Here is a 25,151-nt window from a genome sequence, read left to right as displayed (position 1 = left end):
CGCTACTCGAGGAGCTCCCCCTTCGCCTTCTTTATCCTCTCCTTCGTCGAGTACCCTGTCACCGCGTCGAGGAACGACCGGAACCGCTTGTTCGTGTCGAGGATCACGTCGTCGGGCGCCCCGATATCCGACTCGGTGTGGACGACGAGGGTCTTGCCATCCTTCCCGGGTGCCGCCTCGAGGAGTCTGAGTGCCCCGTAGGCGATCCGGAAACGGTCACCCTCCCTCTCGGGTTTCACCCCAAAGCACCTCTCTAGTTCCCTCTCGATCGACCCGGGCAGATCGCGGTAATATCCCCTTTTGACTGGATACTCCTGCATAATACTTTTTTAAGGGTCACCGGAATATGTTAAGGTAATGTCTCCAGATTCAAAACCGGATATCAAGATATACTCGCGTCCCCTCTCCACGGAGGGGTCGACGGTCCTCATGGGGTTTCCGGGCAGCGGGCTGGTGGGGAGCATCGCGCTCCAGTACCTCGTCGACCAGCTGAACTTCGAGCAGATCGGGAGCATCAACAGCAGGTTCTTCCCACCCCTCGCCATGATGAACAAGGGGGTCGTCAACGTCCCCGTGAGGGTCTACGAGAAGGGGAACATCTCTGCCATCGTCGCGGACATCCCCATCCACCCCATGATATGCTACGAGGTCGCGAACGGGATCATGGACTGGCTCGAGCCCTTCAAGGTGCGGGAAGTCGTCACGATCGCGGGCATCATCACGAACGAGCCTGAAAAGAGGGTATTCGGGGTGGCGAGCAGCGAGGAAGCCCTCCAGCGCATCCAGGATTCGACCATCATCCTCCCCATCGGGAGCATCTCGGGGATCGCGAGCAGCATCCTCATGGAATGCAAGATACGCAACATCCCCGGGTTCGGCCTCCTCGGCGAGACGATCAATGCCCCGGACCCGAGGGCATCCGCGGCGACGATCGAGGTCCTCAACAAGATGTACGGCATCAACCTCGACGTCCAGCCCCTCATCGAGCAGGCGGAAGAGATCGAGTCGACCATGCAGAAGCTCGCCGAGCAGGTCAAGTCTGCCGAGACGATGCCAAAGAAAGAGCACCTGCCGATGTACGGGTGATCACGATGAAATGCTACGCGATAACCGGGATATCTCCCCAGATCATCAGGGAATTGCGGGAGGGGAAGGCCCGGACACTGGAACTCCAGAGCACGCACAACGTGGTCACCCTCGCCGGCATCAATCCCGGCGAACTCGTGTTCATGACGTCTGTCGACCTCGAGGACCTCTCCCCCGGCGACACGGGGATAGTCGTCGAGGTCCTCTCGCTCTCCATCACGATGAAGAGGGTCATGGAATACTCCCACGGCCTCCACTACGAGGAGAGGGAGAGGATGTCGGCGCGGATCAAGGTACGGTGCCTCGGGGGATCGACCGTGAAGAGTGTGACATTCGAGGGGTACGCGCGCCCCGTCACTGTCGACGTGATGAAGACGGCATGCTACCACGCCGGGTGATGAGACCCCCGGGGGGCGCGCTCCCCCACCTTTCTCCCTTCCACGTTCCCCCCATTTTTCCGCGCGCTGCCGCGGAAGAACGATTAATTACCCGCCCGTTCATAAATGAATAACGGCAGGGGATCAGAAGGGGGCTTGTGGCTTAGCCAGGACAGAGCGCCGGGCTTCTAACCCGGATGTCGAGGGTTCAAATCCCTCCAGGCCCGTTCCCGTGGTCCCCCTCCGCGTTTTCCCCGGGATTTGCGGCACAGCGAGAACAACTATTTTTCGTCCCGGGGGAAGATGGAATGTACGTGAGGAGAGATGAGGGAAGGGTGCATCGAGACCGACAACGTGCTGGAGACGGCGATCGCGGAGATCGAGGACGCGTTCTTCGACATCGAGAGCATCAAGAACGATCTCCGGGACATCCAGTACGACCTGCGGGACCTCGAGCAGAAACTCCACGACATCACCCTCCGCCTTCGGGACATCCAGTCGTTCCTCTCGTCCGTCTGCGCAGTTCCGCCCCGGGGGCAGGAAGAGAGGGGGGCGGAGCGCGAAGTGAAACCTTGAAAAGTTGACCTTGAAAAGAGATCCCTGACTGGACGTGGGCCTCTCCCACCGTCGGATGTCATTCTGGGGGGAATGGGGCCGGCCGCTTCATGCCGGTTGGTATCGGTACCGGACCCCCGGCATCACGCGGGACGATAAAAGGATGCGAGGGGGTTTTCCCGCCCCTTCAGGCCTGCTGCCGGTTGACGAGGAGGACGTCCGCGATGTTGTGCTGGCGCTGGGCGAGTTTCTTTGCCTTGAAGATGTTCTTTCCGTCCTTCCCGATCGCAAGGCCCCTGTCCTCATCCCTCACCTCGACCTGGGCAACCTGCTTCTCGCCCTCCCCCGAGAAGACGACAGATACCACCTTCGCGGGCAGGAAGCAGTTCTTTATGAACTGCTCGGGGTTCTGGGCGTACTCGACGACCTCGATCCTCCTGCCCATCACTTCCATCGCCTTCTTGATGCTCGCGCCGCTCTTCCCGATTGCGAGGCCCATCTCGCCGGGATTGATGACGAAGATGACCCGGTTGTTCCGCTCGTCGATGATGCAGTCCCTGCTCCCCGCGCCCGTCAGCTTCTCGAACTGCGACATCAGGCGCATGCAATCCTCGTTTAAGAGTACTTCTGGCATGTCCCTTCAGGCCTTCTTGAGACTGAGGATATCGGACTCACCGGGGTCGACCACGACGAGAGCGCTCACCGTGAAGGGTTTCCCGCAGGCCTTCCCGAGCGCGACGCTCGAGCCGTCGTACGTGTGCACGAAGAGGTTTTCCCTTGATTTCAGCATTTTCAAGAATTTTTCGGGGCAGTTCTTGGCCACGACGACCATCTTGGCCGAACCGCTCTCGATGCATTTTGCGGTCATGTTCTGTCCAAGGAGGACCTTCCCCGTCTTGATGGCTCTCCTCAAGGATGCATTGAAATCCATTACGATTCTCCCAGTTTGAGTGGTTTTGCGATGAGCTTCACGTCGCCTGTACCGAGCTGGATGGGCTGGCCGACGATGACGTTCTCGGTCACGCCCGAGAGCTCGTCGACCTCGTTCGTGATCGCCGCGTCCAGCAGGTGGTTCACGGTCACCTCGAACGCCGCGCGGGAGAGGACGCTCTCCTTCTCCCCCGCGATCCCGTGGCGCCCGATCTGCTTGACCTCCCCGTCCATGCACATCATGTCGGCGACGAGCATGATGTGCCTCACGTCGACGAGGATACCCTGCTCGCTCAGCGTCGAGAGGGCCTCGTGGATGATCGCGTTCCGCGCAGCCTCGATGCCGAGGACCTGGGCGATCTCGCTGATGTTGTTCGTGCGGGTCCTCGTCGTGTCCACGCCCTCGACCTCGAACACGTCTTTTAGGTTGGAGCCCTCGGTATAAAGGATATACTCCCCGCTCTCCTTGCGGACGACGACCCTCTCGATGTCGTCGATTCCCTGCACTATCACGTTGCGGACGTGCTCGGCGAGCTGGAAGAGGTTCTGGTAGCTCTCCCTGTCCTTGGGGATGAAGACCATGCTCGCGCCCTTCTCGTCTGCCTCGCAGTCGAAGTCGCGGTAGTGCCGCCGGTCCCTGATCTTCCGAGGCGCGATCTCGAGGATGTCCCGCACCGCGATGCCCCTCTTCTCGCAGACCTGCGTGTTCAGCTGGACGTGGATCTGCATATTCTCCATGTCGATGGTGATGTCGCCGAACTCGTGGAGCGGGGCCGCCTCGATCTGCCAGCTCACCTCGCGTGCCTTGTCCCTGTCGGTCGCGTACTCGCCCTCGAGGTAGATCGTCATGGTGGGGGTGCTCGGTTCCTTCCTCGCGTCCATGATCTCGATGAGGCGCGGCAGGCCGAGGGTGACGTTGATCTCCGCCACGCCCGCGTAGTGGAACGTCCGCATCGTCATCTGCGTGCCCGGTTCCCCGATCGACTGGGCCGCGATGATCCCCACCGCCTCGCACGCCTCGATCCGGGTGTTCATGTACTCCCGGATCACCCTGTCCATGATCGTGCGGAACTGCTCCTCCGTCACCTCGCGGTCACCGAGGTACTTGCGGAGCTGCTCCTTCGTCTTCTCGGGGAGGTTTGCGGCCGCGATCGCCTCCTCGAACTCCGGTTTCATCTCACACCTCCTCCTTGAGCACGCTCTCCACGATCCCCTTGACGTCGACGGGGTCCCCAAAGCTGCTCTTCATCGGGTCGGTCCCGTCCTCGCCGTAGCAGAACTGGATGATCCGCCCGCCGGTCGTCCGCACTGTCCCGTCGTACGCGACCTTGAGGTCCTGGAGCGCGTTGATCATCCGCCGCTGGAGGTACCCGCTCTGCGACGTCCTGACCGCCGTGTCAACGAGACCCTCGCGGCCGCCGATCGCGTGGAAGAAGAACTCGGTCGGGTTGAGACCGGACTTGTAGCTGTGGGAGATGAACCCGTGCGCCGCGGCCCCGCGGTCACCCTTCTTGAAGTGGGGGAGCGTGCGCTCTTCGTACCCCCTCATGATCCGTTCCCCGCGGACCGACTGCTGGCCGACGCAGCCTGCCATCTGGGTCAGGTTCAGCATGGAGCCCCTCGCGCCCGAGACCGCCATCACGACGGCGCTGTTCCCGAGCCCGAGGTGGCGGCCCGCGATCTCGCCCGTCCTGTCCCTCGCCTTCCCGAGGACCTGCATGATCTGCATCTCGAGGGTCTCCTCCGGCGTCCTGCCGGGCATCGCCTCGAGCTGGCCGTCCTCGTAGATCCGTATCCGCCGCTGCACGTCAGACACGGCGTGGGAGATGACCTCCTCGATCTGGCCGTACTCGGTCTTCGAGAGGTCCTCGTCGTCGATCCCGAACGAGAACCCGTTCAGCATGATCGCCCTGATGGCGAGGTGGGTGATGTCGTCGATGAACTCGGCGGCCCTCCTCATGCCGTACTGCCTGATGATGCGGTTCACGATCTGGCCGTCGAATGCACCGATGGCCTTCTTGTCGATCGTCCCGGACTCGAGGTTCCCGTCGATGATCCGGACGTACGCGTCGCGCTCGCACTGCTGCCTCTTGCACGTCTCGCAGTTCTGGCACGAGCTCGCGCGGAAGACCATGTTGAGTTCCTTTGGCAGGACCATCGAGAAGATCTGCTTGTTGCTCCAGTAGGGCACGCCGTTCTCCACTTTGCCCGGCGGCGGGAGGTGATCGACGTCGATGTTCTTGAGGAGGTAGAGCGCCTCGCTCTTCGTGTGCCACCGGAGCTGGTTCGTGAGCATGAAGATGCCCGAGACGTGGTCGTGGATCCCGCCGATGATGGGTCCCCCGAACCTCGGCGAGAGGATGTTCTCCTCGACCGCGATGAGGATGGCAGCCTCTGCCCTCGCCTCCTCGGTCTGGGGGACGTGGAGGTTCATCTCGTCGCCGTCGAAGTCCGCGTTGTACGGCGGGCAGACCGCGGGGTTCAGGCGGAAGGTCTTGCCGTCCATCACCTTCACGCGGTGGGCCATGATGCTCATCCTGTGGAGGGAGGGCTGCCGGTTGAAGAGGACGATGTCCCCGTCCCTCACCTGCCGCTCGACGATCCAGCCGGGCTCGAGCATCTCGGCGACCGTCTCGAGGTTCCCCTCAGCGAGCCGTATCCTCTTCTTGTCAGGGCGGATCACGTAGTTGGCGCCGCACGGCTGGGATATCGACTGCCGGAACGGGCCGTTCCTCACCATCTGGCGGAGCTCCTCGATGTTGTAGGGCGTCACGGTGACCGGGAGGGTCATCTCGTTCGCGACGGCGAGGGGGACTCCCACCTCCATGACGCTCAGGTTGGGATCGGGGGAGATGACCGTCCGCGCGGAGAAGTTCACCCTCTTGCCCGAGAGGGAGCCGCGGAACCTCCCGTCCTTGCCCTTCAGCCTCTGGGAGAGGGTCTTTAAGGGCCGGCCGCTCCTGTGGCGGGCGGGGGGGCACCCCGCGACCTCGTTGTCGAGGTACGTGGTGACGTGGTACTGCAGGAGCTCCCAGAGGTCCTCGATGATGAGCTGGGGTGCCCCCGCGTCCTGGTTCTCCTTGAAGCGCTGGTTGATCCTGATGATGTCCACGAGCTTGTGGGTGAGGTCATCCTCGGACCTCTGGCCGTTCTCGAGGATGATGGAGGGCCGCATCGTGACGGGCGGGACAGGGAGGACGGTGAGGACCGTCCACTCGGGCCTCGCGACGGCCGGGTTTATCCCGAGGTGCCGGAGGTCCTCGTCCGGGATCTTCTCGAGGCGGGCCCTGATGTCCGCCGGCGTGAGCTTGTGCTCGATCTTCCTCCCGTCCTCGACGTAGATCTCGGAGAACGTCGTCGGCTTCTCGAAGTTAATCTTGAGCTGCTGCTCGCCGCAGTGGGGGCAGACCCTCTCCTTCTTGATGTCCTTCTCGGAGAGGACGTCGCCCGTGAGGTCGTCCTCCGTCCCCACGACCTTCTCGATCTCCTCGGGCGAGAGGAGGAGCCTGCTGCAGCTCCTGCAGGTCACCCTGAGGAGCTTGCGGATCAGGCGCGTGTAACCGACGTGGATGACGGGTTTTGCGAGCTCGATGTGGCCGAAGTGGCCGGGACAGTCGCTCGCCTTCTGGTCGCAGGTCTTGCACCGGAGTCCCGGGTCGATCACGCCGAGGTGCAGGTCCATCAGGCCCTGCGGGTACGGGAAGCCGTCGTCATCGTACGTGTCGGCCCATATGATCTTCCGGACGCTCATCGTGCGGATCTCCTTTGGGGAGAGGAGACCGAACTCGATCTTCCCTATTCTCTTGGGGCTGGGCACGGGGTATCCCTCCTAGACGACATCCTCCAGCTTGAGCCGTGGGGCGATGCACATGCTCTTCATCTCGTCGAGCAGGAGCTTGAAGGCGTACGACATCTCGACCTGGTAGATGTCCGTCTCGGCGCCGCAGGCGAGGCACTTGGTCGTGTTCGACTTCCGGTCGAGCATGGCCACCATCCCGCAGTGCGCGCAGACGTACTCCTGGACCTTGTCGGACTCGTCGAGGAGGCGTTCCTTCAGTGCCATCGCCGCACCGTGGCCGATCATGACGTCGCGCTCCATCTCCCCGAACCGGAGGCCGCCCTCGCGCGCCCTCCCCTCGGTGGGCTGGCGCGTGAGGACCTGGACAGGACCGCGGGAACGCGCGTGCATCTTCGACGAGACCATGTGGTAGAGCTTCTGGTAGTAGATCACGCCCATGTAGATGTCGGCGGCAAACCTCCTGCCCGTGATCCCGTCGTACATGACCTCGCGGCCGGTGTGCGCGAAACCGTGCCTCTTGAGGGCCGCCCTCAGGTCGTCCTCCCTCTCGCCGGAGAACGCAGTCCCGTTCACGCGGCGCCCCTCGAGCGCGCCGACCTTCCCCCCGATCATCTCGAGCATGTGCCCGATCGTCATGCGGCTCGGGATCGCGTGGGGGTTGATGATGAGGTCAGGGGTGAGGCCCGACTCGGTGAACGGCATGTCCTCCTGCGGCGCGATGAGCCCGATGACCCCCTTCTGGCCGTGGCGCGACGCGAACTTGTCGCCCACCTCGGGGATCCTCAGGTCCCTCGTCTTGACCTTCACGAGGCGCGAGCTGTTCTCGCCCTCGGTGATGATGACGGTGTCGACGATCCCGCGCTCGTTGCTCCTCATCGTGACGGAGGTGTCGCGCCTCTTCTCGACGGTGATGAGGTCGCTCGTGGGCTCCTCGAGGAAACGCGGGGGAGAGGTCTTCCCGATGAGGACGTCCTTTTCATGGACGATTGTCTCCGGGTTGATGATCCCGTCGTCGTCGAGGTTCTTGTAGCTCTCCGCCCCGTGGGCTCCGATCACCTCCTCGTCGGGGATCTCGATGCGGTCGAGCTGGCCGCCCGGGTACCTCCTCTCCTCGCCCTCGTACGTCCTGAAGAAGTGCGAGCGGCCGAGGCCGCGGTCGATGGACGCCTTGTTGAAGATGAGGGCGTCCTCGATGTTGTACCCCTCGTACGAGAGGATCGCGACCACGAAGTTCTGCCCCGCGGGCCGCTCGTCGGACCCGATGAGGTCCGAGGTCTGGGTGTGGACGATGGGTTTCTGGACGTAGTGGAGGAGGTGCCCCCGCGTGTCCGGCCGGATCTTCATGTTCGCCGCGCCGAACCCGAGGGCCTGCTTCACCATCCCGGCCCCCATCGTCACCCTCGGGCTCGCGTTGTGCTCGGGGAACGGGACGTGGGCCGCCGCGATCCCGAGGATGAGGGAGGGGTCGATCTCGAGGTGCGTGTGCTCGGGGGTGATGTCCTCGGGGTTGACGGCGATGTAGAGGTCTTCCTCCTCCTCTGCGTCCACGAACTCGATGAGGCCCCTCCGCACGAGGTTGTCGAAGTCTATCTCCTTGCGCCGGAGCTTCTCGATGTCATCCTCGGTGATGAGGGGTTTGCCCTCCGAGAGGACGATGAGGGGGCGGCGTGCGCGGCCCCTGTCCGTGTGGATCACGACGTCGTTGTTGAACTCCTTGTACGAGACGTTCACCTCGGTGGAGATGATCCCCTGGCGCCTCATCGCGCGGATCTGCGCGACGAGGGCTCTTGGGTCCTCCACGAGGCCGATCAGTGCACCGTCCACGAAGACGCGCGCTTTCTTCACGCTGCACCTCCCTTGATGTGCTCCACGCCGAGGGAGTACAACATCCGTATCACCTCTTCCTCGTCCGGGACTCCCCGGCTGATCTCGACCATCTGCGCGAAGTTCTTCACGAGCCCACAGTTCGGGCCCTCCGGCGTCTCGCTCGGGCATATCCTCCCCCACTGCGTCGGGTGGAGGTCGCGTGCCTCGAAGTGGGGCTGGGAGCGGGAGAGCGGGGAGATGACCCTGCGCAGGTGGGAGAGGACGCTCATGTGGTCCACCCTGTCGAGGAGCTGGGAGACCCCCGTCCGCCCCCCGACCCAGTTCCCGGTCGCGAGCGGGTGGAGGAGCCGCTCGGTCAGGACGTCGGCCCTCACCGCGGTCGCGATGGAGAGGTCGCGGTGGCGCATGCTCGCCCGCTCGAGCTGGTACTTGATGTCGCGCGTGAGCCTGTTGAGCGAGATGCGGAAGAGATCCTCCATCAGGTCACCCGCGAGTTTCAGCCGCTTGTTGGAGTAGTGGTCCTTGTCGTCGATCCTCCTCTTCTGGAGGACGAGGTCGAAGCACGCCTCTGCCATGCGGCCGAGGAAGTGGGCCTTCGCGAGCCTCACCTCCGCGACAGCCTCCCTGTACCCCTCGTCGCCCTCCTTGAGGTTCGTGGGCATGAGGTAGTTGAGGTGGGGGAGGAGGTAGTTGTCGAGGACGAACTCCGCGCGTTTCTTCTGGTAGTCCCTCGTCTGGTTCGGGGCGAGTTTCTTCCCGACGTACATGATCCCTGCCTCCACGCTGTCGCACTCGCTCTCCTCGAGGTTCTGCATCATGAACGTGAGGATGTCCTCGTCGGTCGAGACGGCGCTGACGATGTCGTGGTCGCTCACCATCCCGAGAGCCCGCATGAGGTCGACGAACCGCAGGTGCCCCGCGACCGACGGGAAGGAGACCTCGAGGAGGTTCTTCCTGTTCCGCTCCACGACGACGAGTGCCCTGTACCCCCTGTACTGCGAGAACACCTTCGCGACGTAGATCCGCTCGTTGTACCGCTCCGTGTACTCCGTCATGATCTTGTTCGACGCGAGGTCCTCGAGGGTCATCAGGACGCGTTCCGTCCCGTTCACGATGAAGTATCCCCCGGGGTCGAGGGGGTCCTCCCCGTGGGCGATCCTCTCCTCGGGGGACATCCCGTAGAGGTTGCAGGCGATCGAGCCCACCATGATGGGCAGTTGCCCTATCGTGGCGACGACCGGCTCCTGCCTGTCCTCCCCTTGGACGAGCGTGAGTTCGAGCTGGATGGGCGCGGCGTACGTGAGGTTCCGGAGCCGTGCCTCGCTCGGGAAGAGATCCCCCTGCGAGCCGTCTGCCTCGCGGACAATCGGCTTCTTCACCTCGATCTTGCCGAGTTCCACCCAGACCGGCTCGTTGCTCCTCCCCCTCACCTCGATGTCCGTCTCGATGATCCTCTGCTCGTTCACGACCTTCTGCAGGTTCTGCGTGAGGAAGTTGTTGAACGAGTCGAGCTGGTGGCGCGCAACATGCTCCTGGGAAAAGTATGCCCTCGATAATACGCTCCTGTCAATCAGAACGATCAGCCCCGCCTGTCCCGTGGTCTCACTTCTTCGGCCTCTTCACCACGATCCTGAACGACTCAGCCCTTCCCGCCGTGTGGGACGTCCGGATGATGCGGATGACGTCCCCCACCTTCGCACCGATTGCCTTCACTGCGGGATCGTCGTGGTAAATCTTGGGTAATTGCTCGCTCGTGATATTGTAACGAGAATAGAGTTGCTGGATTTCTTCTTCGCTCATGATCCTGTGGTCGGGGACCATGGTATGTTTCAGCACGTTCAACCTGCTGCTCACCGAAAAACCCCCTTTTCCATGAATTTTTTCTCTCCCTTTTTCCACCCTTTCCTGTAAAACCGCTGGTCACGACCGCGACGACCGCGGCAGCGGGCCCGGAGGGATTTGAACCCTCGACCACCTGGTTAAAAGCCAGGCGCTCTACCTAGCTGAGCTACGAGCCCACCGTCTCCCCATGCGTGGCATTAATATAACGCGGGAAAACTATATAAATATATTCACACAACCTATATTCCCTCAGATTTTTCCGGAAATGCCCGCCGCTCCTGCCGTCTCACTGGTCGGGGATGTGCCCCTCGAACCCGATGCTCACGTGGTATTCCCGTAACCTCGATTCGAGTGTTTTTCTCTTCGCATCCTCGCCGCGAATCTCCTGTTCCGCCACCGGCTTTTCCCCGGGTTTACCCCCGGCTTCCTCACCCCCTCCCGGCATCGCCGGTTCCGTTATTTCTGATTCACTCGCGGGTACCGTTGCTGCTCCTCCCGGAGCTCCCTCTCCCCTCCCATCTCCATGCTTGGATAAACTCCCGGCACGTACGTCACCCTCGCTTGCCTCCACCTTGGAGGATTCTGTCTCCATAACCGCGGCGACCGGCGGGCTCTCTCCCACCCCCGGCGCGGGTTTTCCCTCCCCCGTTCCGGGCACGGCAGCGACGTCTCCCGCGCCGGTTCCTGCACCACCCTCTCCCGGGTTCAGGACCTTCTCGATCGCATCGAGGAGGCGGGACGTATTGATGGGCTTTGCGAGGACTTCGCTCACGTTGTACTGGTGGCACGCCGCCTCCTCCGAGAGCGTCTTCCGGGCGGAAAAGACGATGACGGGGACGGACTCGAGCCCGGGGCACGACCGCATCCTCCGGAGGGTCTCCCACCCGTCTATTGGCTCCATCGTGATGTCGAGGAGGACGAGGTCCGGCACGGAAGAGGAGAGGAGCGCGAGGGCCTCCGCACCGCCGAGCGCGGAGACTGTCTGGTACCCCCTCCTGCGGAGGATCGCGTGGAGTCCCTCGACGATGAACTTGTTGTCGTCCACGATGAGGATCGTCTGGCCCATGGTCCCTTCGCCCCGGGTCTCGCGGGAGTCATGCGCTCCTCTCCCTCGCCGATCTCCCCGCGGGGGGATGGGAGAGGTACTCTCCGGTATCCACCCTTCTCCACGGGGGAGGTCGCGGGAGGGAATGGGGAGGGTATGACCGGCTGTATTAATAGTTACATGGGTTTTATATATAATTAGAGAATGGTCCCGCTGACAGATTGCCTCGGGGATATATCCCCCTTTCTCCCTCCGAAACCCTCCACGGTACGGAGGGCTGCCCGGCACCTGTCGAGGGCGGAACGCGCGAAGCTCTTCTCCGCGGACATCGACAGGATGAGGACGGCGGAGGGCAGGTGGTACGAGGCGATCATCTACGAGACGTTCGTCGAGATCTCCGCGGAAAACGACGCGATCCGCTCCGTCGCGCTCAAGGGCGCGGATGCCCCGCGGCGCAGGAGGAACGCGCGGCTCGGGCAGAACGGCATCTTCTACTCGCGGTCCGGCGATATCACCATCCGGGGCAACGGCCAGGACCTCGCGGAGTTCGACCTGCTGATGGTCGACGCGGACGAGAGGATAATGTTCGCGGAAGTCCTCACGTCACCATCGGATTTAAAGGAATTCGAGGTGGAGGTCCAGTACAAGAGGAACCTCCTCGGCTACCTCTTCGACCAGCCCGTCGTTCCCTTCCTCCTCGTCTCCTCCTTCGATATCACCCACTACTCGGCGGGCCGGAGGATACTCCAGGCACCCCACACGTACCACCTCATGACCGGCTCGTGCGAGAGCATCAAGGCGTCCCTCGGCTCCAAGAACGCGGGGAAGAAGGCCGGGTCCCCCGTGGCACTCCACGAAAAGATGGTCGATGCGACCACGATCCCGTTCCGCCGCCCCTTCGATTACCAGAAATTCCACGACTGGCAGAGGAACTGGGTCTTCTCCCACGTCTCCCAGTCCCTCGACGTGAGGAACGCCCCGAATCCCCACGAGACGGCACCCCTGGTGAAGAAGATCCTCTACGGGGGTCTCTACCCCTCGGCCGTCCGGAGCGTGTGCAGGGACTACGCGTTCGAGATCAGGGGGAGGAAGGTGGGGTTCGACGAGCTCCAGAGGAGGTTTTCGAAGGTGATCCTCGCGACGGACCTGCCCGGGTACGAGCCGCTCATCTACCTCCGCTCGCGGGAGAAGAAAGAGTACCTCAAGATGGTCCTCGACAGGGAGGGGAACTTCAAGTTCGAGCGGAACACCCCGCCGCGGGTCGGATTCTTCCTCTGGCTTGAGTCGCTCACCCCGTCTCTCGGCTCGCGCATCACGCACAGGATCCTCGAGGCATTCTCGCCGCGGTAAGATCGGGCCGGGACACCGCGGGCATTATTGACCCGGGATTCCCCGGGCCGGGAAAAATTCGAAAAAAAAATTGGATTGTGAATCAGTCGAGGAGGACCGTGAACGCCTCGTCGGCATAGGCGTCCATCACGTAGGGTATCCCGGATACCCGCGAGGCCTCCTCCGTGAGTGCCATGACATCGTTGCGGGAGATCGACGAGATGCTGAAGTTCCTGCTCCCGGCCATGATCTGCTGGAGACCGACCTTGAACTTCTGCGCGTACGTGTAGATCCCGATCGCGCCCATCGGGATCTCCTTGAACCGGGCGCCGTACTTCTCGCGGAGCTCCTCCCACGTGACGAATATCTCCTCGGGGGTGGACCCGTACTTCGAGACGGTTTTCGGGAGGTCTCCTGCCTCGAGCCACTTCCCGATGTTCTTGCCCACCATGCCCGGGATCATGAGGCCGCGGCCCATGCAGACGGCCTTGAAGTAGGGGCTCCCCATCGCGAGCGCCTTGAAGACACCGGGTTCGTCGGAGAACCCGCCCGCCATCGCGAGGTCGGGGACCCTTTTACCCCTCTTCCTGAGGAGTTCCGCGTACTCGTACGCGAGGGACTGGAGGTAGAACGTGGGGATGCCCCACTCGTTCATCATGGGCCACGGGCTCATCCCGGTCCCGCCCGGGGCACCGTCGATGGTGAGGAGGTCGATCTTCGCCTCTGACCCGTACCGGAGCGCCATCGCGAGCTCGACGGCCGAGTACGCGCCGGTCTTCAGGGTGATCCTCTTGAACCCGATGTCGCGGAGGCGGTCGACCTCCTCGAGGAATCCCTCCTTGGAGACGAAACCGAGGCGCGAGTGCCTCTCGAACTCCTTGATGGCTCCAGCCCTAAAGGCTGCCTGCACGTCGGGGAGTGTCGGGTCGGGCAGGACGATGTACCCCCTCTTCTTGAGCTCGATCGCCCTCTCGAGCGTCTTTACCTTGATCTCCCCCCCGATGCACTTTGCGCCCTGTCCCCACTTGAGCTCGATCGTCTCGAGGTTGTGCTTCGACGCGACGTACTCGGCGGTCCCAAGGCGCGTGTCCTCGACGTTCAGCTGGACGAGCATCTCGCCGTACCCGTCCCAGAACTTCCTGTACGTCTCGATCCTCCGGTCCATCTCGGGTGATTTCTTCACCTTGCCGTTGTTGTCGAGCTGGAGGGCGGGGTCCACCCCGCAGACGTTCTCCCCGCACACGATCGTGATCCCGGAGATCGCTGCCCCGACCGCGAAGTGCTCCCAGTTTATCCTCGCGATGTCCGTCGAGCCGAGGGCCCCGGTGAAGATCGGGATCTTCATCCTCACCTTCTTGTCCCAGCCGTACTCCGTCTCCGTGTTGACCGCGTAGAAGACCGCGCTGTCAGGCCCGATCTCGGTCCCCTCCGGGAGACCCCGGGCACCCATGGCATACCCCTGGATGTTCAGGTGCGAGTAGTCGACGGGGTAGTTCTTGTCCGCCCCCGCGGTGATCTCCCCGAACGGCCCGGGGTAGAGGACTTCCCTCCCCCTGAACGAAGACAACCATATCTCACAGCTCCCCTTGCACCCGTCGATGCAGCGGGTGCAGATCCCGGAGACCGGGGCGACGTTGCGCGACCGGTTCGACGTGCCTGTCGCCTCGTTTGCATTCGGCTGACGAAGATTCATACCTATCTCCTGCGTTTCCGTGAAATCCGAATTTTTGAAACGAGTCTGGGATTCGAGACCCAAACTGGCAACAATTTTATAATTTAAATGTTTATAAGCGCTTGCCTTCCCTCATTATATTAAGTTATCTGTAAACGGCAAGTTGTGGCCCGGTCTTTCAAATGGCGGACGCGGGGTGTCGCGGGAAAAAAAGACAACCACGCCGGGATACTCGCGCGACGAGGGGGGAGGCGTCAGGAGAGGACGACGAGCTCGTAGTCGCGCGACCCGAGGCCGACCTCCTCGCCGTACGTGATCTGGCGGTAGCCCTCGGTGTTCCTCCTCATTCCCCGGAACTTGTCCTCGCCTTGCCCGAGGTTCTCCCGGAGGAACGATCCTTCCCTCCCCCTCTCCCGGTTCACGAGGTCGAATGACGCGGCGTCGATCGCGACAGGGTCCCGGGAGGCGAGTATCCCGATGTCGGGGACGATGGGCGTGTCGCTCCACGGGACGCAGTCGCAGTCCGGGGTGACGTCGAGGAGGAAGTTCATGTACCCGGTCTTCCCCTCCTTGCCCTTCACCGCGCCCCGCGCGTACTCGACCATCCTCTCCACGAACTCCGGGATCTCGGTCTCCCAGTCGACGTCGATCGCGCGCGCGGGGCACACCGTCATGCACTCGAAGCAGCCGATGCACCGCGTGTGGTGGAATCGCGCGACGGCACCCCCTCGTGGTCTCTCGATGTGGATTGCCTCGCGCGGGCAGGCAGCCGCGCACTTGCCGCACCCCGTGCACCTCTCGGCGACGTGGAGGGGGCGGGCGCAGTGCTGCGCCTGCTTTCCCGCGGGCGGCGCGCACCCCATCGCGAGGTTCTTGATCGCGCCGCCGAATCCCGCGACCTCGTGCCCCTTGAAGTGCGAGAGGACGACCATCGCGTCCGCGTCGGCGATGTCCCCCGAGACGAGGACCGTGGAGAAGTGCCGGAGGTGGACCTCGACCTTGCGGTAGTTCTTGCCCCGGAGGCCGTCTGCGATCGTGACGGGGGCCTTCACGACGGCGAATGCGAACCCGTGCTCGATTGCGGTCACGAGGTGGTCGGCCGCGTTCGCCCTCCCGCCGAGGTAGAGCGTGTTTGAGTCCGTGAGGAACGGTTTTCCCCCGGCTTCCCTCACGCAGTCCACCACCACCCGGGCGTGGACCGGGCTTATGAAGGAGTCGTTCCCCACCTCCCCGAAGTGGATCTTGACCGCGGTGAGGTCTCCGGGCGAGACGAGGGACTGGAACCCCGCCGCGTGGAAGAGCCGCCTCACCTTCGAGACCGTGTTCTGCCCGGGATCCCTCCCGCCGGCACGCGCGAAGTACACCTTTTCCGGCATCGCTCCTCTGCCTCCTCCCGCTCCCGGGGCGGGGTTTTGCGGTACGGGGATATCACCCTTCGCCCCGGGGTGAGACGCGGGTCGGGAAGGTCCTTCACTCCCTCTTGCCCATCTCCTTGTCGAGCCAGAACATGTGGCCCGCGACGTCCTTTAACATCTTGATGCGGGCGAGGATCTCGCTCGCGTTTGCCTCCTCCTCGACCTGCTCCTTCACGAACCACGAGAGGAAATTCTGCGTCGCGTAATCCTTCTCCTTGACCGCGAGGTCCATGAGCGCGTGGATCATCCCGGTGACCTTCTTCTCGTGCTCGTAGACCTGCGCAAAGACGTCCCCCACGGAGTTCCAGCTCCCCTCCGGGGCATCGATGCGGGAGAGCTTCACCGTCCCCCCTGCCTCGATGATGTAGTCAAAGAACTTCATGGCGTGCTCCCTCTCCTCGCCCGCCTGGAGCCGCAGCCACCGCGCGAAGCCCTTCATCGGTATCGTCTCGCAGTAGGCAGACATCGCGAGGTAGAGGTACGCGGAATACAACTCCGCGTTCAACTGCGCGTTCAGAGCATCTTCAACCTTCTTCTTGAGCAAAATCTCTCACTCCTTTCACCCGGTACATCCACTCCCCCCGCAATTAATGCTTTCCCAAGGGAAAGCCCCCGCAGAGACCGCGCGGGAGCCCGCGGGGAGATGGGGCAGGGTATCACTCCCCGCCGACGACCACGCGGGCATTCCTGTCGAAGGGATTGGTCCGCACGGCGAGCGAGAAGAGGTACGGGTAACTCTCCTTCAGGTGGCGCATGTAGGAGAGCCATTCCCCGCACGAGAGCCGGTAGACCCTTTGTGCGTCCTTCCGGAGGTGGAGGAGGTCGCTCTCGGGGATGGCCCCGAGGTCTCCCCTCCGGTCGAGTTCCTCTGCGAGGTGGAAGACCGCGCGCAGGAGCGCCGTGAAAGACTGGTGCTCGAGGAGGAGGGGATTTTCGAGGAGGCGGAGGAGGAAGTTCCTCTTCTCCCTCAGGAATGCCCGGAGCGACGCGAAGTCATCCCGCCCAAGCTCGGTTGCGAACGTGTGCGCGGAGAATATCCCGCGTACCCTGCCAAAGTCCCGATCGTCCCACCCGTCCCTCACCACGAGCGAGTGCGCAATGCGGTCGATCTCTGGGTCCCTGCGGACCATGACCCCGAGGAGGTCCGTGCCGGCCTCCGAGAAGTAGGTCCCTATGACCATGTTCAGCTTCTCCATCCGCTCGTTCCGGGCCCGGACACTCAGGAGCTCGTTGAGGACGACCGTGACGAGGAGGACGTTCACGGGGAGGAACCCGAGGGCGTTGAACACGTAGAAGTACGTGTTTTCCGGGTCGCCGAGGACGAGGAACTTGACGAGGTAGACGAGGAACGAGAGGAAGAGGAGGAGGGCGCCGAGTTTCAACTGCCACGAGTATCTCATGGGGATCCTCTCCCTGCGTCTCGCCTGCCGGGGGATTAAATGATCTGCTCCATCACGGACCGGGCGGAGGGATCGCCCGTCCGACCGCGTGACCGCGACTCCCGGCCAACCCCCCGCGGGGGATTTCCAAGAGAGCGGAGACTCGGCGGGAGATCACCCCGCTTGCCACGCGGCACGGCAGGTCCCGGTGCAGAGCGCGGGTCCCGCGGTGACCTCCCTCATCCCCCCTCTCTTCCCGCGGCGGCCAGTGCGGGCGGCACGTACCGCTTTAGCGTGAGCGAGAGCGAGACGACGGAGACGGAGCTTGCAGCCATCGCGAGCGCCGCGAGCTCGGGGCGGAGGAGGGTGCCGGTGAGGGGGTAGAGGGCACCCGCGGCGATCGGGACGAGGGCCGCGTTGTACGCGAATGCCCAGAAGAGGTTCCCGCGGATCCTCGCCATCACCTTCCGCGCGAGCTCCAGCGCCGCTGCCGCGTGGAGGACGTCGTCGCGCGTGAGGACGATGTCGCCGCTCTCCACCGCGACGTCCGTCCCGCCACCCATCGCGATCCCGACGTCGGCCGTCGCGAGGGCCGGGGCGTCGTTCACCCCGTCCCCCACGAACGCGACGACCCTCCCCTCCCTCTTGAGCTCCTTGATGACGTGCGCCTTCCCGTCGGGGAGGACACCCGCCACGATCTCGGTGATCCCGAGGGCCTTCCCGAGCGCCTCGGCGGTCCGCCTGTTGTCGCCGGTGACCATCCGGATGGAGAGGCCCATCCGCCGGAACTCCCCGATCGCGGCCTGCGTCGTTTTCCGGGGCGGGTCGGAGATGCCGATGATCCCTGCCACCCGGCCCCCCGCGGCGACGAGGACCGCGGTCTTCCCCTCTCCCTCGAGCCCCGCGAGGATCCCTTCCTCCCCCGGGGAGACGGGGACACCGTTCTCCTCCATGAACTCCCGGTTCCCCACGAGGACCACCTCCCCGCGGACGCGCGCGGAGACGCCCCTCCCCCCGTGTTGGGAGAAGTCCTCCGCCTCTCCCGGGGGAACGCCTTCTCCTGCCGCCTTCTCCACGATGGCCCGGGACAGGGGGTGTTTCGAGTTCCTCTCCACCGCTGCCGCGAGGGAGAGGAGCGTCTTTTCGTCGGTTCCGACCGGGACGAGGTCTGTCACGGCGGGTCTCCCCTCCGTGAGGGTGCCCGTCTTGTCGAGGACGACGTCCGTGACGCGGTCGGCGACCTCGAGTGCCTCGCCATTGCGCACGAGGATCCCGAGTTCCGCGCCCCGCCCGATCCCCACGGTGACGGCCGTGGGTGTCGCGAGGCCGAGGGCACAGGGGCACGCGACGACGATGACAGAGATGAATGCCGTGATGGCGAAACCCGCGGGGGCGCCGAGGACGAGGAACCACAGGAGGAATGTCGCCGTCGCGACGGCGAGGATCGACGGGATGAAGTACGCGACCGCCGTGTCCGCGAGCCTCTGGACGGGGGGACGGGATGCCTGCGCCTCGCGGACGAGGGCGACGATCCGCGCGAGGACCGTCTCCTCCCCCACCCTCTCTGCCCTCACCTCGAGGACGCCGTTCGTGTTGATCGTGCCCGCGACCACCCTCGAACCGGGCGCCTTGTAGGCGGGCAGGGGCTCGCCCGTGACCATCGACTCGTCGACCGCGCTCTCCCCCCGCACGACGACCCCGTCCACCGGGACGCTGTCGCCCGGGGTGACCCTGACGATGTCGCCCACCCTCACCTCGCTGACCGGGACCTGCCTCTCCCCCCCGGGTGTCACGAGGGTTGCCACCCGGGGCGCGAGCCTCGCGAGCGCCCTGATCGCGTCCGTCGTCCTGCCCTTCGCCCTCTCCTCGAGGTACCTCCCGAGCATCAGGAACGAGGCGAGCATGAGCGCGGTATCGTAGAGCATGAATTCGCGGGGGAGCCCGAGATCGAAGGTCGCGGCCACGCTCGCCGCGAATGCGACCCCGGTGCCCATGGCATACATCACGTCCATGGTGAGTGCCCGGTTCCGGAGGGATGCAGCCGCGGCCCTGTAGATGGGGTACGCCACGTAGAGGAAGGCAGGGGTGGTGATCCCGAGGAGGACGAGGGAATACCGGTGGAGGGTCCCGGGGGGAGAGAGGAGCATCGCGGCGAAGACCGGGATGCTCACCCCAAAACCGATGGAAAACCTCCTCGATATGTCGCGGAGGCCGCGGGCCCCCTGTTCCTCCCCGGGTTCCGCGGCCCCGACGCCGGCGACACCGAGGAAGGCGTAGCCGGCATCCCCGATCGCCCGCCCCATCTCTCTGACCGTCGCAAGGGACGGGTTGTAGAGGACCGATACTTCACCCGTCGCGAGGTTGACGGTCGCCTTCGCGACACCCGGGAGCGACGCGAGCGCCCTCTCCACGGCACCCGCGCACGACGCGCAGTGCATCCCGCCGACCTTCAGGGTGATGCTCTCGTGGACCACCTCGAACCCGGCCTTCCTCACAGTCTCCTCGAGTTCCGAAAGCGTCACACCCGGGGGACCGGGGGTGACCCGCACCGTCCCCCCCACGAGGTCCACCTCTGCCGCGTCGACCTTCCCGGTCGCCTCGAGGGCTCTCTTGAGGGTGGCCGCGCATGACGCGCAGTGCATCCCGGAGACCTTCAAGATCACGTCCTCCTTTCCCACGGCTCACTCCCCGTCTCTTCTCACAGGAGCGCTGTTCTCCCGCGGTGACCATAAAGGGATCCCCCGCGTCACGGCGAGCCGGTCCCGGGCAGGAATTCCCCTTGTCCCCCGTCAGAACCACGAGAGGAACGCCCAGTACACGAGGACCTGCGCGGCGGTGAGCGGTGCCCCCACCCTCAGGAACTCCCAGAACGTGAGGGTGTACCCCCTCCTCTCCGCGTTCTCGATGACGATGACGTTGCTCGCCGCGCCGAGCACCGTGAGGTTCCCCGCGATCGTGCTCCCCGCGGCGAGGGCCATCAGCGAGCGGACCGGCATCCCGTCGCCCCCCATGAGCGGGAGGAAGAGTGCGATGAACGGGACGTTCGAGATGAACTGGCTCATGACGACGCTCGTCCCGAGGAGGAGGGGGACCGACGTGACGGCGCCAAAGTCGATTCCCGACTGGAAGAAGCCCGTGTCGTACACGCTCTGCATCAGCACGAACATCGCGGCGAAGAACGCGAGCGTGGGCCAGTCGATGTTCCTCACGATGGTGAGACGCTCGCGGGACAGGAGGAGCACGGGGAGCGCACCCGCGAGCGCGATGAGGGAGAGGGAGAAGAGATCGTGGCCGATCGCGGTCCTGACCGCGATGAGGGTGACGATGAGGACGAGGGAGAGACGGGCGATGCGTGCGAGGTCCCTGTCCTTCACCCGGCCCTCGCTCCCGTCGAACGTGCACCTGTACTCGTCCTTCCGCATGCCGCGGGTGAGGAAGATGTACGCGACGGCGAGGTTCACGAGCGTCGGCAGGGCGAGGAAGGCGAAGAAGGTCGAGAATGGCTGGGGAAGACCGCCGTACGTGGCGATGAGGAGGTTCTGGGGGTTCCCGATCGGGCTGCACACGCTGCCGGTCGTCACGGCGATGCAGAGCGCGAGGAGGGCCCTCTTAGGGTCGATCCCGAACCGGCACGCGTACGTGATCGCGACGGGCGTCCCGATGATCGCGACGGTGTCGTTCATCAGGATGGCCGAGAACGATCCCATGGCGAGGAGGACGAGGAGGATGAACTCCCTCCCGTCGCGGGCCCTCGAGAAGAGCCGGAACGCGAGGCTGTTCAAGTACCCGCTCCGATCGAGCGCCTCGCCGACGACGAACATCCCGAAGAGGAAGAGCATCACGTCCGGGTTGACCGCGCGGAGGGCGCGGAGGGGATCGATCTGCCCGAGCACGAGGACCGCCGCGGCGCCGATGCACATCGCCTGCCAGATCCGGAACCGAAACCTCCCGACCTGCCGGACCGCGATCAGCACGAAGACACCGAGGAGGACGAGGACGGGGACCGCCGGGACGGGAACGGGGGACATCTGGTTGCGCCCGCGGGAGAATGTTACCTCTCCACCATCCAGTGGAGGAGGACTCCCTGGTCCATCCGCTCGAGGGAGAAGAGGGAGAGGCGGGGGAACTCGTCCTCGCGGATGAAGCCAGCCCCGTCGGCCGGCGTCGGCGCATCCCTGCCCCCGATGACGATGTTCCCGACGAACGTGATCAGCTCGTCGACGAGCCCCGCGGCAAAGAGGGCCCCAATGAGCGTGCCGCCTCCCTCGACCATCAGCCTCGAGATCCCTTTTTCGTGGAGTGCTCCCATGAGTGCGGGCAGGTCGACCTCCGATTCCCCGGCGACGATCACCTCGGCGTACTCCCTGAGGGCCGCGACGCGCCCCCCATCCGCTGCCGCGCTGCACGCGACGATCCTCCTGCCGCTCCCCCGGTGGAGCACCGCCGCGGTGAGGGGCGTCCGCGCGCGGGAGTCGACGACGATCCTCGTGGGATGTTCGGGAAGGCCCCTCCTCACCCTCTCCTCGACGAGGTGCGGGGACTTCACCGTGAGGGAGGGATCGTCGGCGAGGACGGTCCCGATCCCGACCATGATCCCGTCGCACTCCGCCTTGAGCCGGTCCACGCGGGCGAAGTCAGACGGGCCCGAGATCTTCACCTGCCTTCGTTCCCGCGTCGAGATCTTCCCGTCCGCGCTCATGGCGAGATTCACGATGACGTGGGGGCGCTCCATTGCCATTCCGCGGGATCATGGGTCGCGCGCGGTATTCAAAATGGCGGGGGAGCGCGAGGAGGAACGCGGCGTCTCCCCCGTCCTCCCGGCCGGGCAGGGCACCCGCACAATCGGGGAATCGGGGCGCTGCCGGGGGAGAACGCTGCATTCCGCGGCGGTCATTTTCTCCCCGCACTCCCCTCCTCCCTCACTCCTGTTCCCGGAGCGCGACGTACCGCACTGACTTGTAGAAGAAGAATCCCACTATCGCGAAAGTGACGAGGGGCGAGAGCCAGCTCGGGATGTGGGCGCCGAAAGCATCGAGGATCATGATCGTCCCGAGGACGAGGATGGAGTACATCGCGCCGTTCTTGAGGTACCGGTACTTCCTGATGTTCTCCACGTTCCTGACCGTGAGTTCCCTCACGACGAACGCGCCCATCCCGTTCCCGAGGATGATGAGGGGGACCGAGAGCGTGAACGCGAATGCACCGAGCACCCCGTCAATCGAGAACGTCGCGTCGATCACCTCGAGGTAGAATATCTTCGAGATGTCCGACATGTTCCCGCCGACCATCCTCTTCTCCTGCTCCTCCGCGTTCTGGCGGAAGCCGTGGACGATGAAGAACGCGGTCGACCCGACAACGGCGCCGAAGGCCATCATGGGGTTCACGCCGAGTGCCTCCCAGACGAGGAACGTGAGGAGGACGGAGACGACCGCGAAGAACCAGACGCCCTTCGTCGCGATGTACCGCTCGCCGCGGAGCCCGTAGAACTTCGGCTCGAGGAAGAGCCAGTGGAAGAAGAGGAAGACGAGGAACGTTCCCCCTCCCATGAGGAGGACCGGCGCGGACTCCTCGATCGCCGCGATCACCGCGGGATCGCTCGAGAACGTCGCGGTGAGGGCCCCCACGGGCCCGAGGGACGGCGTGGACATCCAGACGATGATCCACGGCATGACACCCCGGACCACGAAGACCGCGAAGAGGAGGCCCCAGAGGAGGAACCACCGCCTCGCCCACTCCTTCATCGTCGAGAGGACCTCTGCGTTGATGATCGCGTTGTCGATGCTCGTGATCGTCTCGAAGAGGACGAGGCCGGCGACGATGAGAATCGAGGAAAAAACGTCCATGAGTGCTACTTCTCTATTTTACTCTCATCCCACCGCAAAAATCTTCCCTGTCTCTCCCCTGTCCGGGCATGCACCGGGGCGCTGTCTCGCGCGCGATCAATCCACATCCTCGTTGAAGGGCGCGCATGCGATACCGGAACACGACGTGGACCGAAGACTCCCTAAAACTCCGTGCTTCATTCCCCAGTTCCACGCACAGACGGAATTCAGGCATTTTTATCCGCGCCCGCCCCCTGAAGGGGCAGAGACGTTCTGCGAGTCACTTTGCGCCAAAAAAAAAGGTGTGTGATTTCTCAGTTCTTGTACTCGGGTCTCCCGAGCTTTGGTTCAAACGCAGAATCTGCCTCGACCCTGATTGCGTGCGAGAACCGGGCGAGTGGGATGTCCATCGCGCAGAGCTCCTCGCACTGGCCGCAGTTGATGCAGGAGTCCGAGATGTGGGCAAACCGGCGGAGGTGGAACATGGGGTTGGGCGGGACCTCGCCTGGTCTCACGAAGTATCCCTTCCTTGTGAGGGCATCGGCAGAGGGGAAGCAGACGGGGCAGTTCTCGATGCACGAGTAACACTTGATGCACCGGGATGTCTCTTTCCTGATCGTCCCCCACAGGTCGCCGGAGAGTGCCTCGAAGTCCTTCTTCCTCCATTTCTCCCCGAGCTTGACCATCGCGCCCTCGACCTTCGCGCGCATCTCGATGCCCTTCGGGTCCGGCTTCTCTATCTTGAGCGTACCATCTCTCACCGCGCGCGCGAGGAGGTCGGCACCCTTCTCGCTGCAGACTTCGACGAAAGTCGCCTTGCCGGCCTTGTCGCCGATGACACCCCAGTTCCCGCACGCGAGGTCGGCCTGGCGCGGGACCTTGTAGAGGCACCGGCGGCAGTTGGAGCGGCGCCCGTAGCCCTCCTCCTCGAGGTCATCGATCTTGATGCCCTTGTGGCCTCCCGGGTACTCGATGATGAACTGGCCACGGTCGATCTCCTCCTTCGTGACCGTGTCGGGGTCGACCCCGAACTTCTCGCGGATCATCTTGCGTGCCATCACGGGGCTTACCGTCCCCCCGCAGTTGACGCCGATGAGGAGGAGATTCCCGAGGTCGACCTTCTTCCTCTTCGCGAGCTCGTGGAACGCCATGACATCGCAGCCTTTCACGGTGACCGCGATTTTCATCCCCTTCGAACCTTCCGTGAACTTCCGGGCAGCATTCGCGAGGAGGAGCGTCCCGCAGTGGAGGGACCCGGCAGTCTCCTTCAGCTGGGACGGGTCGGTGACGAGGACCGGGACCGCGTCGTAGATGTCCTGGCCCTTCCTGACAGCAATGACACCGTCCACTATCCCCTGTGCGAGGGCATACTTCAGGAGCCCCGTCACCGCACCGCCGCACTCGGCTCTCTTCGCGATATCCTCGTCACTTGTCCACGCATAGAACATGTCGCCTTTCTTCACGTCTGTTTTCCCGGAAAAGAGTCCCATTTCACTTCCCCCCCCTCGATCTTCTCGATTCTCACGGCACAGGCCTTGAACTCCGGGATCTTCGCGATGGGATCGAGCGCGTTGTTGGTGAGGATGTTTGCGGGGCACTCCCTGTAGTGGAACGGCATGAACGTGACACCCTTCATGATGTCGGGCGTGACGCGCGCGGTGACCTCGACGGACCCGCGGCGGGTCGTTGCCCTGACCATCTCGCCGTTCTTGATCCCGAGTGCCTTTGCGTCCTCGGGGTTGATCTCGATCCAGCCGGTGGGTTCCTCGGCCTCGAGCGACGCGGACCTGCGGGTCATCGTCCCCGTGTGCCACTGCCAGATGCACCGGCCTGTGGTGAGCACGAACGGGTACTCGTCGTCCGGGACCTCGGCGGGCGGCTTGTACGGGACGGCGAAGAACTGGCCGAGCCCGTCGGGGTGGGCGAACTTCTCCCTGTGGAGGATCGGCGTCCCCGGGTGGTCGGGCGTCGGGCAGGGCCAGTGGAGCGCCTCGGGCCTCGAGAGCCGCGCGTAGCTCATCCCCGCGTAGGACGGCGTGACCTTCCTTATCTCCTCGAAGATCTCCTCCGCGC

Annotated in this window: 23 protein-coding genes and 2 tRNA genes; 5 read left to right on the top strand and 20 right to left on the bottom strand. The window is 64.1% G+C overall.

The features are described 5' to 3' along the window. Positions 1-2 precede the first annotated feature (2 nt). Entirely contained in the window at positions 3-320 is a 318-nt protein-coding gene (locus tag QFX32_00125) for a DUF5611 family protein (protein ID MDI9632451.1), read from the bottom strand. Positions 321-357: 37 nt separating this feature from the next. Here QFX32_00125 and QFX32_00120 point away from each other — a divergent pair, with 37 nt between their 5' ends. The 4 genes from QFX32_00120 to QFX32_00105 all read left to right on the top strand — a co-directional run bounded on the left by QFX32_00120 (position 358) and on the right by QFX32_00105 (position 2,039). Next, positions 358-1,086: a proteasome assembly chaperone family protein gene (locus tag QFX32_00120; GenBank protein MDI9632450.1), complete on the top strand. Its 729-nt coding sequence runs from the start codon at positions 358-360 to the stop codon at positions 1,084-1,086. Between the two features lie 5 nt (positions 1,087-1,091). Beyond that, entirely contained in the window at positions 1,092-1,484 is a 393-nt protein-coding gene (locus QFX32_00115; GenBank protein MDI9632449.1) for a DUF473 domain-containing protein, read from the top strand. 131 nt (positions 1,485-1,615) lie between these two features. Continuing rightward, positions 1,616-1,690 (top strand) — tRNA-Arg (locus QFX32_00110). 97 nt (positions 1,691-1,787) lie between these two features. Further along, positions 1,788-2,039, top strand: a complete 252-nt coding sequence (locus tag QFX32_00105) for a hypothetical protein (protein MDI9632448.1) — start codon at positions 1,788-1,790, stop codon at positions 2,037-2,039. Between the two features lie 166 nt (positions 2,040-2,205). Here the strand turns inward: QFX32_00105 and QFX32_00100 are convergent, their stop codons facing one another. The 9 genes from QFX32_00100 to QFX32_00060 form a co-directional block, all read right to left on the bottom strand. Continuing rightward, complete coding sequence (locus tag QFX32_00100) at positions 2,206-2,652, bottom strand: NusA-like transcription termination signal-binding factor (protein ID MDI9632447.1); 447 nt, start codon at positions 2,650-2,652, stop codon at positions 2,206-2,208. A 6-nt stretch (positions 2,653-2,658) separates the two neighbouring features. Continuing rightward, complete coding sequence (locus tag QFX32_00095) at positions 2,659-2,949, bottom strand: 50S ribosomal protein L30e (GenBank protein ID MDI9632446.1); 291 nt, start codon at positions 2,947-2,949, stop codon at positions 2,659-2,661. Then, positions 2,949-4,124: a DNA-directed RNA polymerase subunit A'' gene (gene rpoA2 / locus QFX32_00090; protein ID MDI9632445.1), complete on the bottom strand. Its 1,176-nt coding sequence runs from the start codon at positions 4,122-4,124 to the stop codon at positions 2,949-2,951. The genes QFX32_00095 and rpoA2 overlap by 1 nt, the downstream gene beginning before the upstream one ends. A gap of 1 nt (position 4,125) precedes the next feature. After that, the gene (locus QFX32_00085; GenBank protein ID MDI9632444.1) at positions 4,126-6,765 is read right to left on the bottom strand and encodes a DNA-directed RNA polymerase subunit A'; all 2,640 of its coding nucleotides are present in this window, start codon (positions 6,763-6,765) and stop codon (positions 4,126-4,128) included. 12 nt (positions 6,766-6,777) lie between these two features. Then, positions 6,778-8,592, bottom strand: coding sequence for a DNA-directed RNA polymerase subunit B (gene rpoB / locus QFX32_00080; protein MDI9632443.1), 1,815 nt, complete (start codon positions 8,590-8,592; stop codon positions 6,778-6,780). After that, entirely contained in the window at positions 8,589-10,148 is a 1,560-nt protein-coding gene (locus QFX32_00075; GenBank protein ID MDI9632442.1) for a DNA-directed RNA polymerase subunit B'', read from the bottom strand. Before QFX32_00075 ends, rpoB begins: the two co-directional genes overlap by 4 nt. Positions 10,149-10,176: 28 nt before the next feature. Next, positions 10,177-10,428: a DNA-directed RNA polymerase subunit H gene (locus QFX32_00070; GenBank protein ID MDI9632441.1), complete on the bottom strand. Its 252-nt coding sequence runs from the start codon at positions 10,426-10,428 to the stop codon at positions 10,177-10,179. Positions 10,429-10,518: 90 nt separating this feature from the next. Then, positions 10,519-10,592, bottom strand: a tRNA-Lys gene (locus QFX32_00065). Between the two features lie 110 nt (positions 10,593-10,702). Beyond that, positions 10,703-11,482 carry a response regulator gene (locus QFX32_00060; protein ID MDI9632440.1) on the bottom strand — a complete coding sequence of 260 codons (780 nt, stop codon included), beginning with the start codon at positions 11,480-11,482 and terminating at the stop codon, positions 10,703-10,705. 183 nt (positions 11,483-11,665) lie between these two features. Between QFX32_00060 and QFX32_00055 the strand changes: the two genes are divergently transcribed. Next, on the top strand, positions 11,666-12,811 hold the full coding sequence (locus QFX32_00055) for a hypothetical protein (protein MDI9632439.1): 1,146 nt from the start codon (positions 11,666-11,668) through the stop codon (positions 12,809-12,811). Positions 12,812-12,893: 82 nt separating this feature from the next. Here the strand turns inward: QFX32_00055 and QFX32_00050 are convergent, their stop codons facing one another. The 10 genes from QFX32_00050 to QFX32_00005 form a co-directional block, all read right to left on the bottom strand. Continuing rightward, on the bottom strand, positions 12,894-14,483 hold the full coding sequence (locus QFX32_00050; protein MDI9632438.1) for a glutamate synthase-related protein: 1,590 nt from the start codon (positions 14,481-14,483) through the stop codon (positions 12,894-12,896). A gap of 233 nt (positions 14,484-14,716) precedes the next feature. Beyond that, the gene (locus QFX32_00045; GenBank protein ID MDI9632437.1) at positions 14,717-15,838 is read right to left on the bottom strand and encodes a DUF362 domain-containing protein; all 1,122 of its coding nucleotides are present in this window, start codon (positions 15,836-15,838) and stop codon (positions 14,717-14,719) included. A gap of 94 nt (positions 15,839-15,932) precedes the next feature. Continuing rightward, the gene (locus QFX32_00040) at positions 15,933-16,421 is read right to left on the bottom strand and encodes a ferritin (GenBank protein ID MDI9632436.1); all 489 of its coding nucleotides are present in this window, start codon (positions 16,419-16,421) and stop codon (positions 15,933-15,935) included. 112 nt (positions 16,422-16,533) lie between these two features. Next, positions 16,534-17,277, bottom strand: a complete 744-nt coding sequence (locus QFX32_00035) for a hypothetical protein (GenBank protein ID MDI9632435.1) — start codon at positions 17,275-17,277, stop codon at positions 16,534-16,536. A 218-nt stretch (positions 17,278-17,495) separates the two neighbouring features. Further along, on the bottom strand, positions 17,496-19,934 hold the full coding sequence (locus QFX32_00030; protein ID MDI9632434.1) for a heavy metal translocating P-type ATPase: 2,439 nt from the start codon (positions 19,932-19,934) through the stop codon (positions 17,496-17,498). Positions 19,935-20,045: 111 nt separating this feature from the next. Further along, positions 20,046-21,284: an anion transporter gene (locus QFX32_00025; protein ID MDI9632433.1), complete on the bottom strand. Its 1,239-nt coding sequence runs from the start codon at positions 21,282-21,284 to the stop codon at positions 20,046-20,048. 23 nt (positions 21,285-21,307) lie between these two features. Then, positions 21,308-21,988 carry a 2,5-diamino-6-(ribosylamino)-4(3H)-pyrimidinone 5'-phosphate reductase gene (locus QFX32_00020; protein MDI9632432.1) on the bottom strand — a complete coding sequence of 227 codons (681 nt, stop codon included), beginning with the start codon at positions 21,986-21,988 and terminating at the stop codon, positions 21,308-21,310. A 187-nt stretch (positions 21,989-22,175) separates the two neighbouring features. Then, positions 22,176-23,099, bottom strand: a complete 924-nt coding sequence (locus QFX32_00015) for a DUF475 domain-containing protein (GenBank protein ID MDI9632431.1) — start codon at positions 23,097-23,099, stop codon at positions 22,176-22,178. A 293-nt stretch (positions 23,100-23,392) separates the two neighbouring features. Then, positions 23,393-24,568, bottom strand: coding sequence for a Coenzyme F420 hydrogenase/dehydrogenase, beta subunit C-terminal domain (locus QFX32_00010; GenBank protein ID MDI9632430.1), 1,176 nt, complete (start codon positions 24,566-24,568; stop codon positions 23,393-23,395). Next, the coding region (locus QFX32_00005) for a molybdopterin dinucleotide binding domain-containing protein (protein ID MDI9632429.1) at positions 24,538-25,151 on the bottom strand (614 nt) is incomplete at its 5' end. The genes QFX32_00005 and QFX32_00010, both read right to left, overlap by 31 nt.

Origin of the sequence: Methanolinea sp. (genome assembly GCA_030055515.1) — an archaeon.
Taxonomy (GTDB): Archaea; Halobacteriota; Methanomicrobia; order Methanomicrobiales; family Methanospirillaceae; genus Methanolinea_A.
This window is presented reverse-complemented; position numbering and strand designations above follow the sequence as displayed.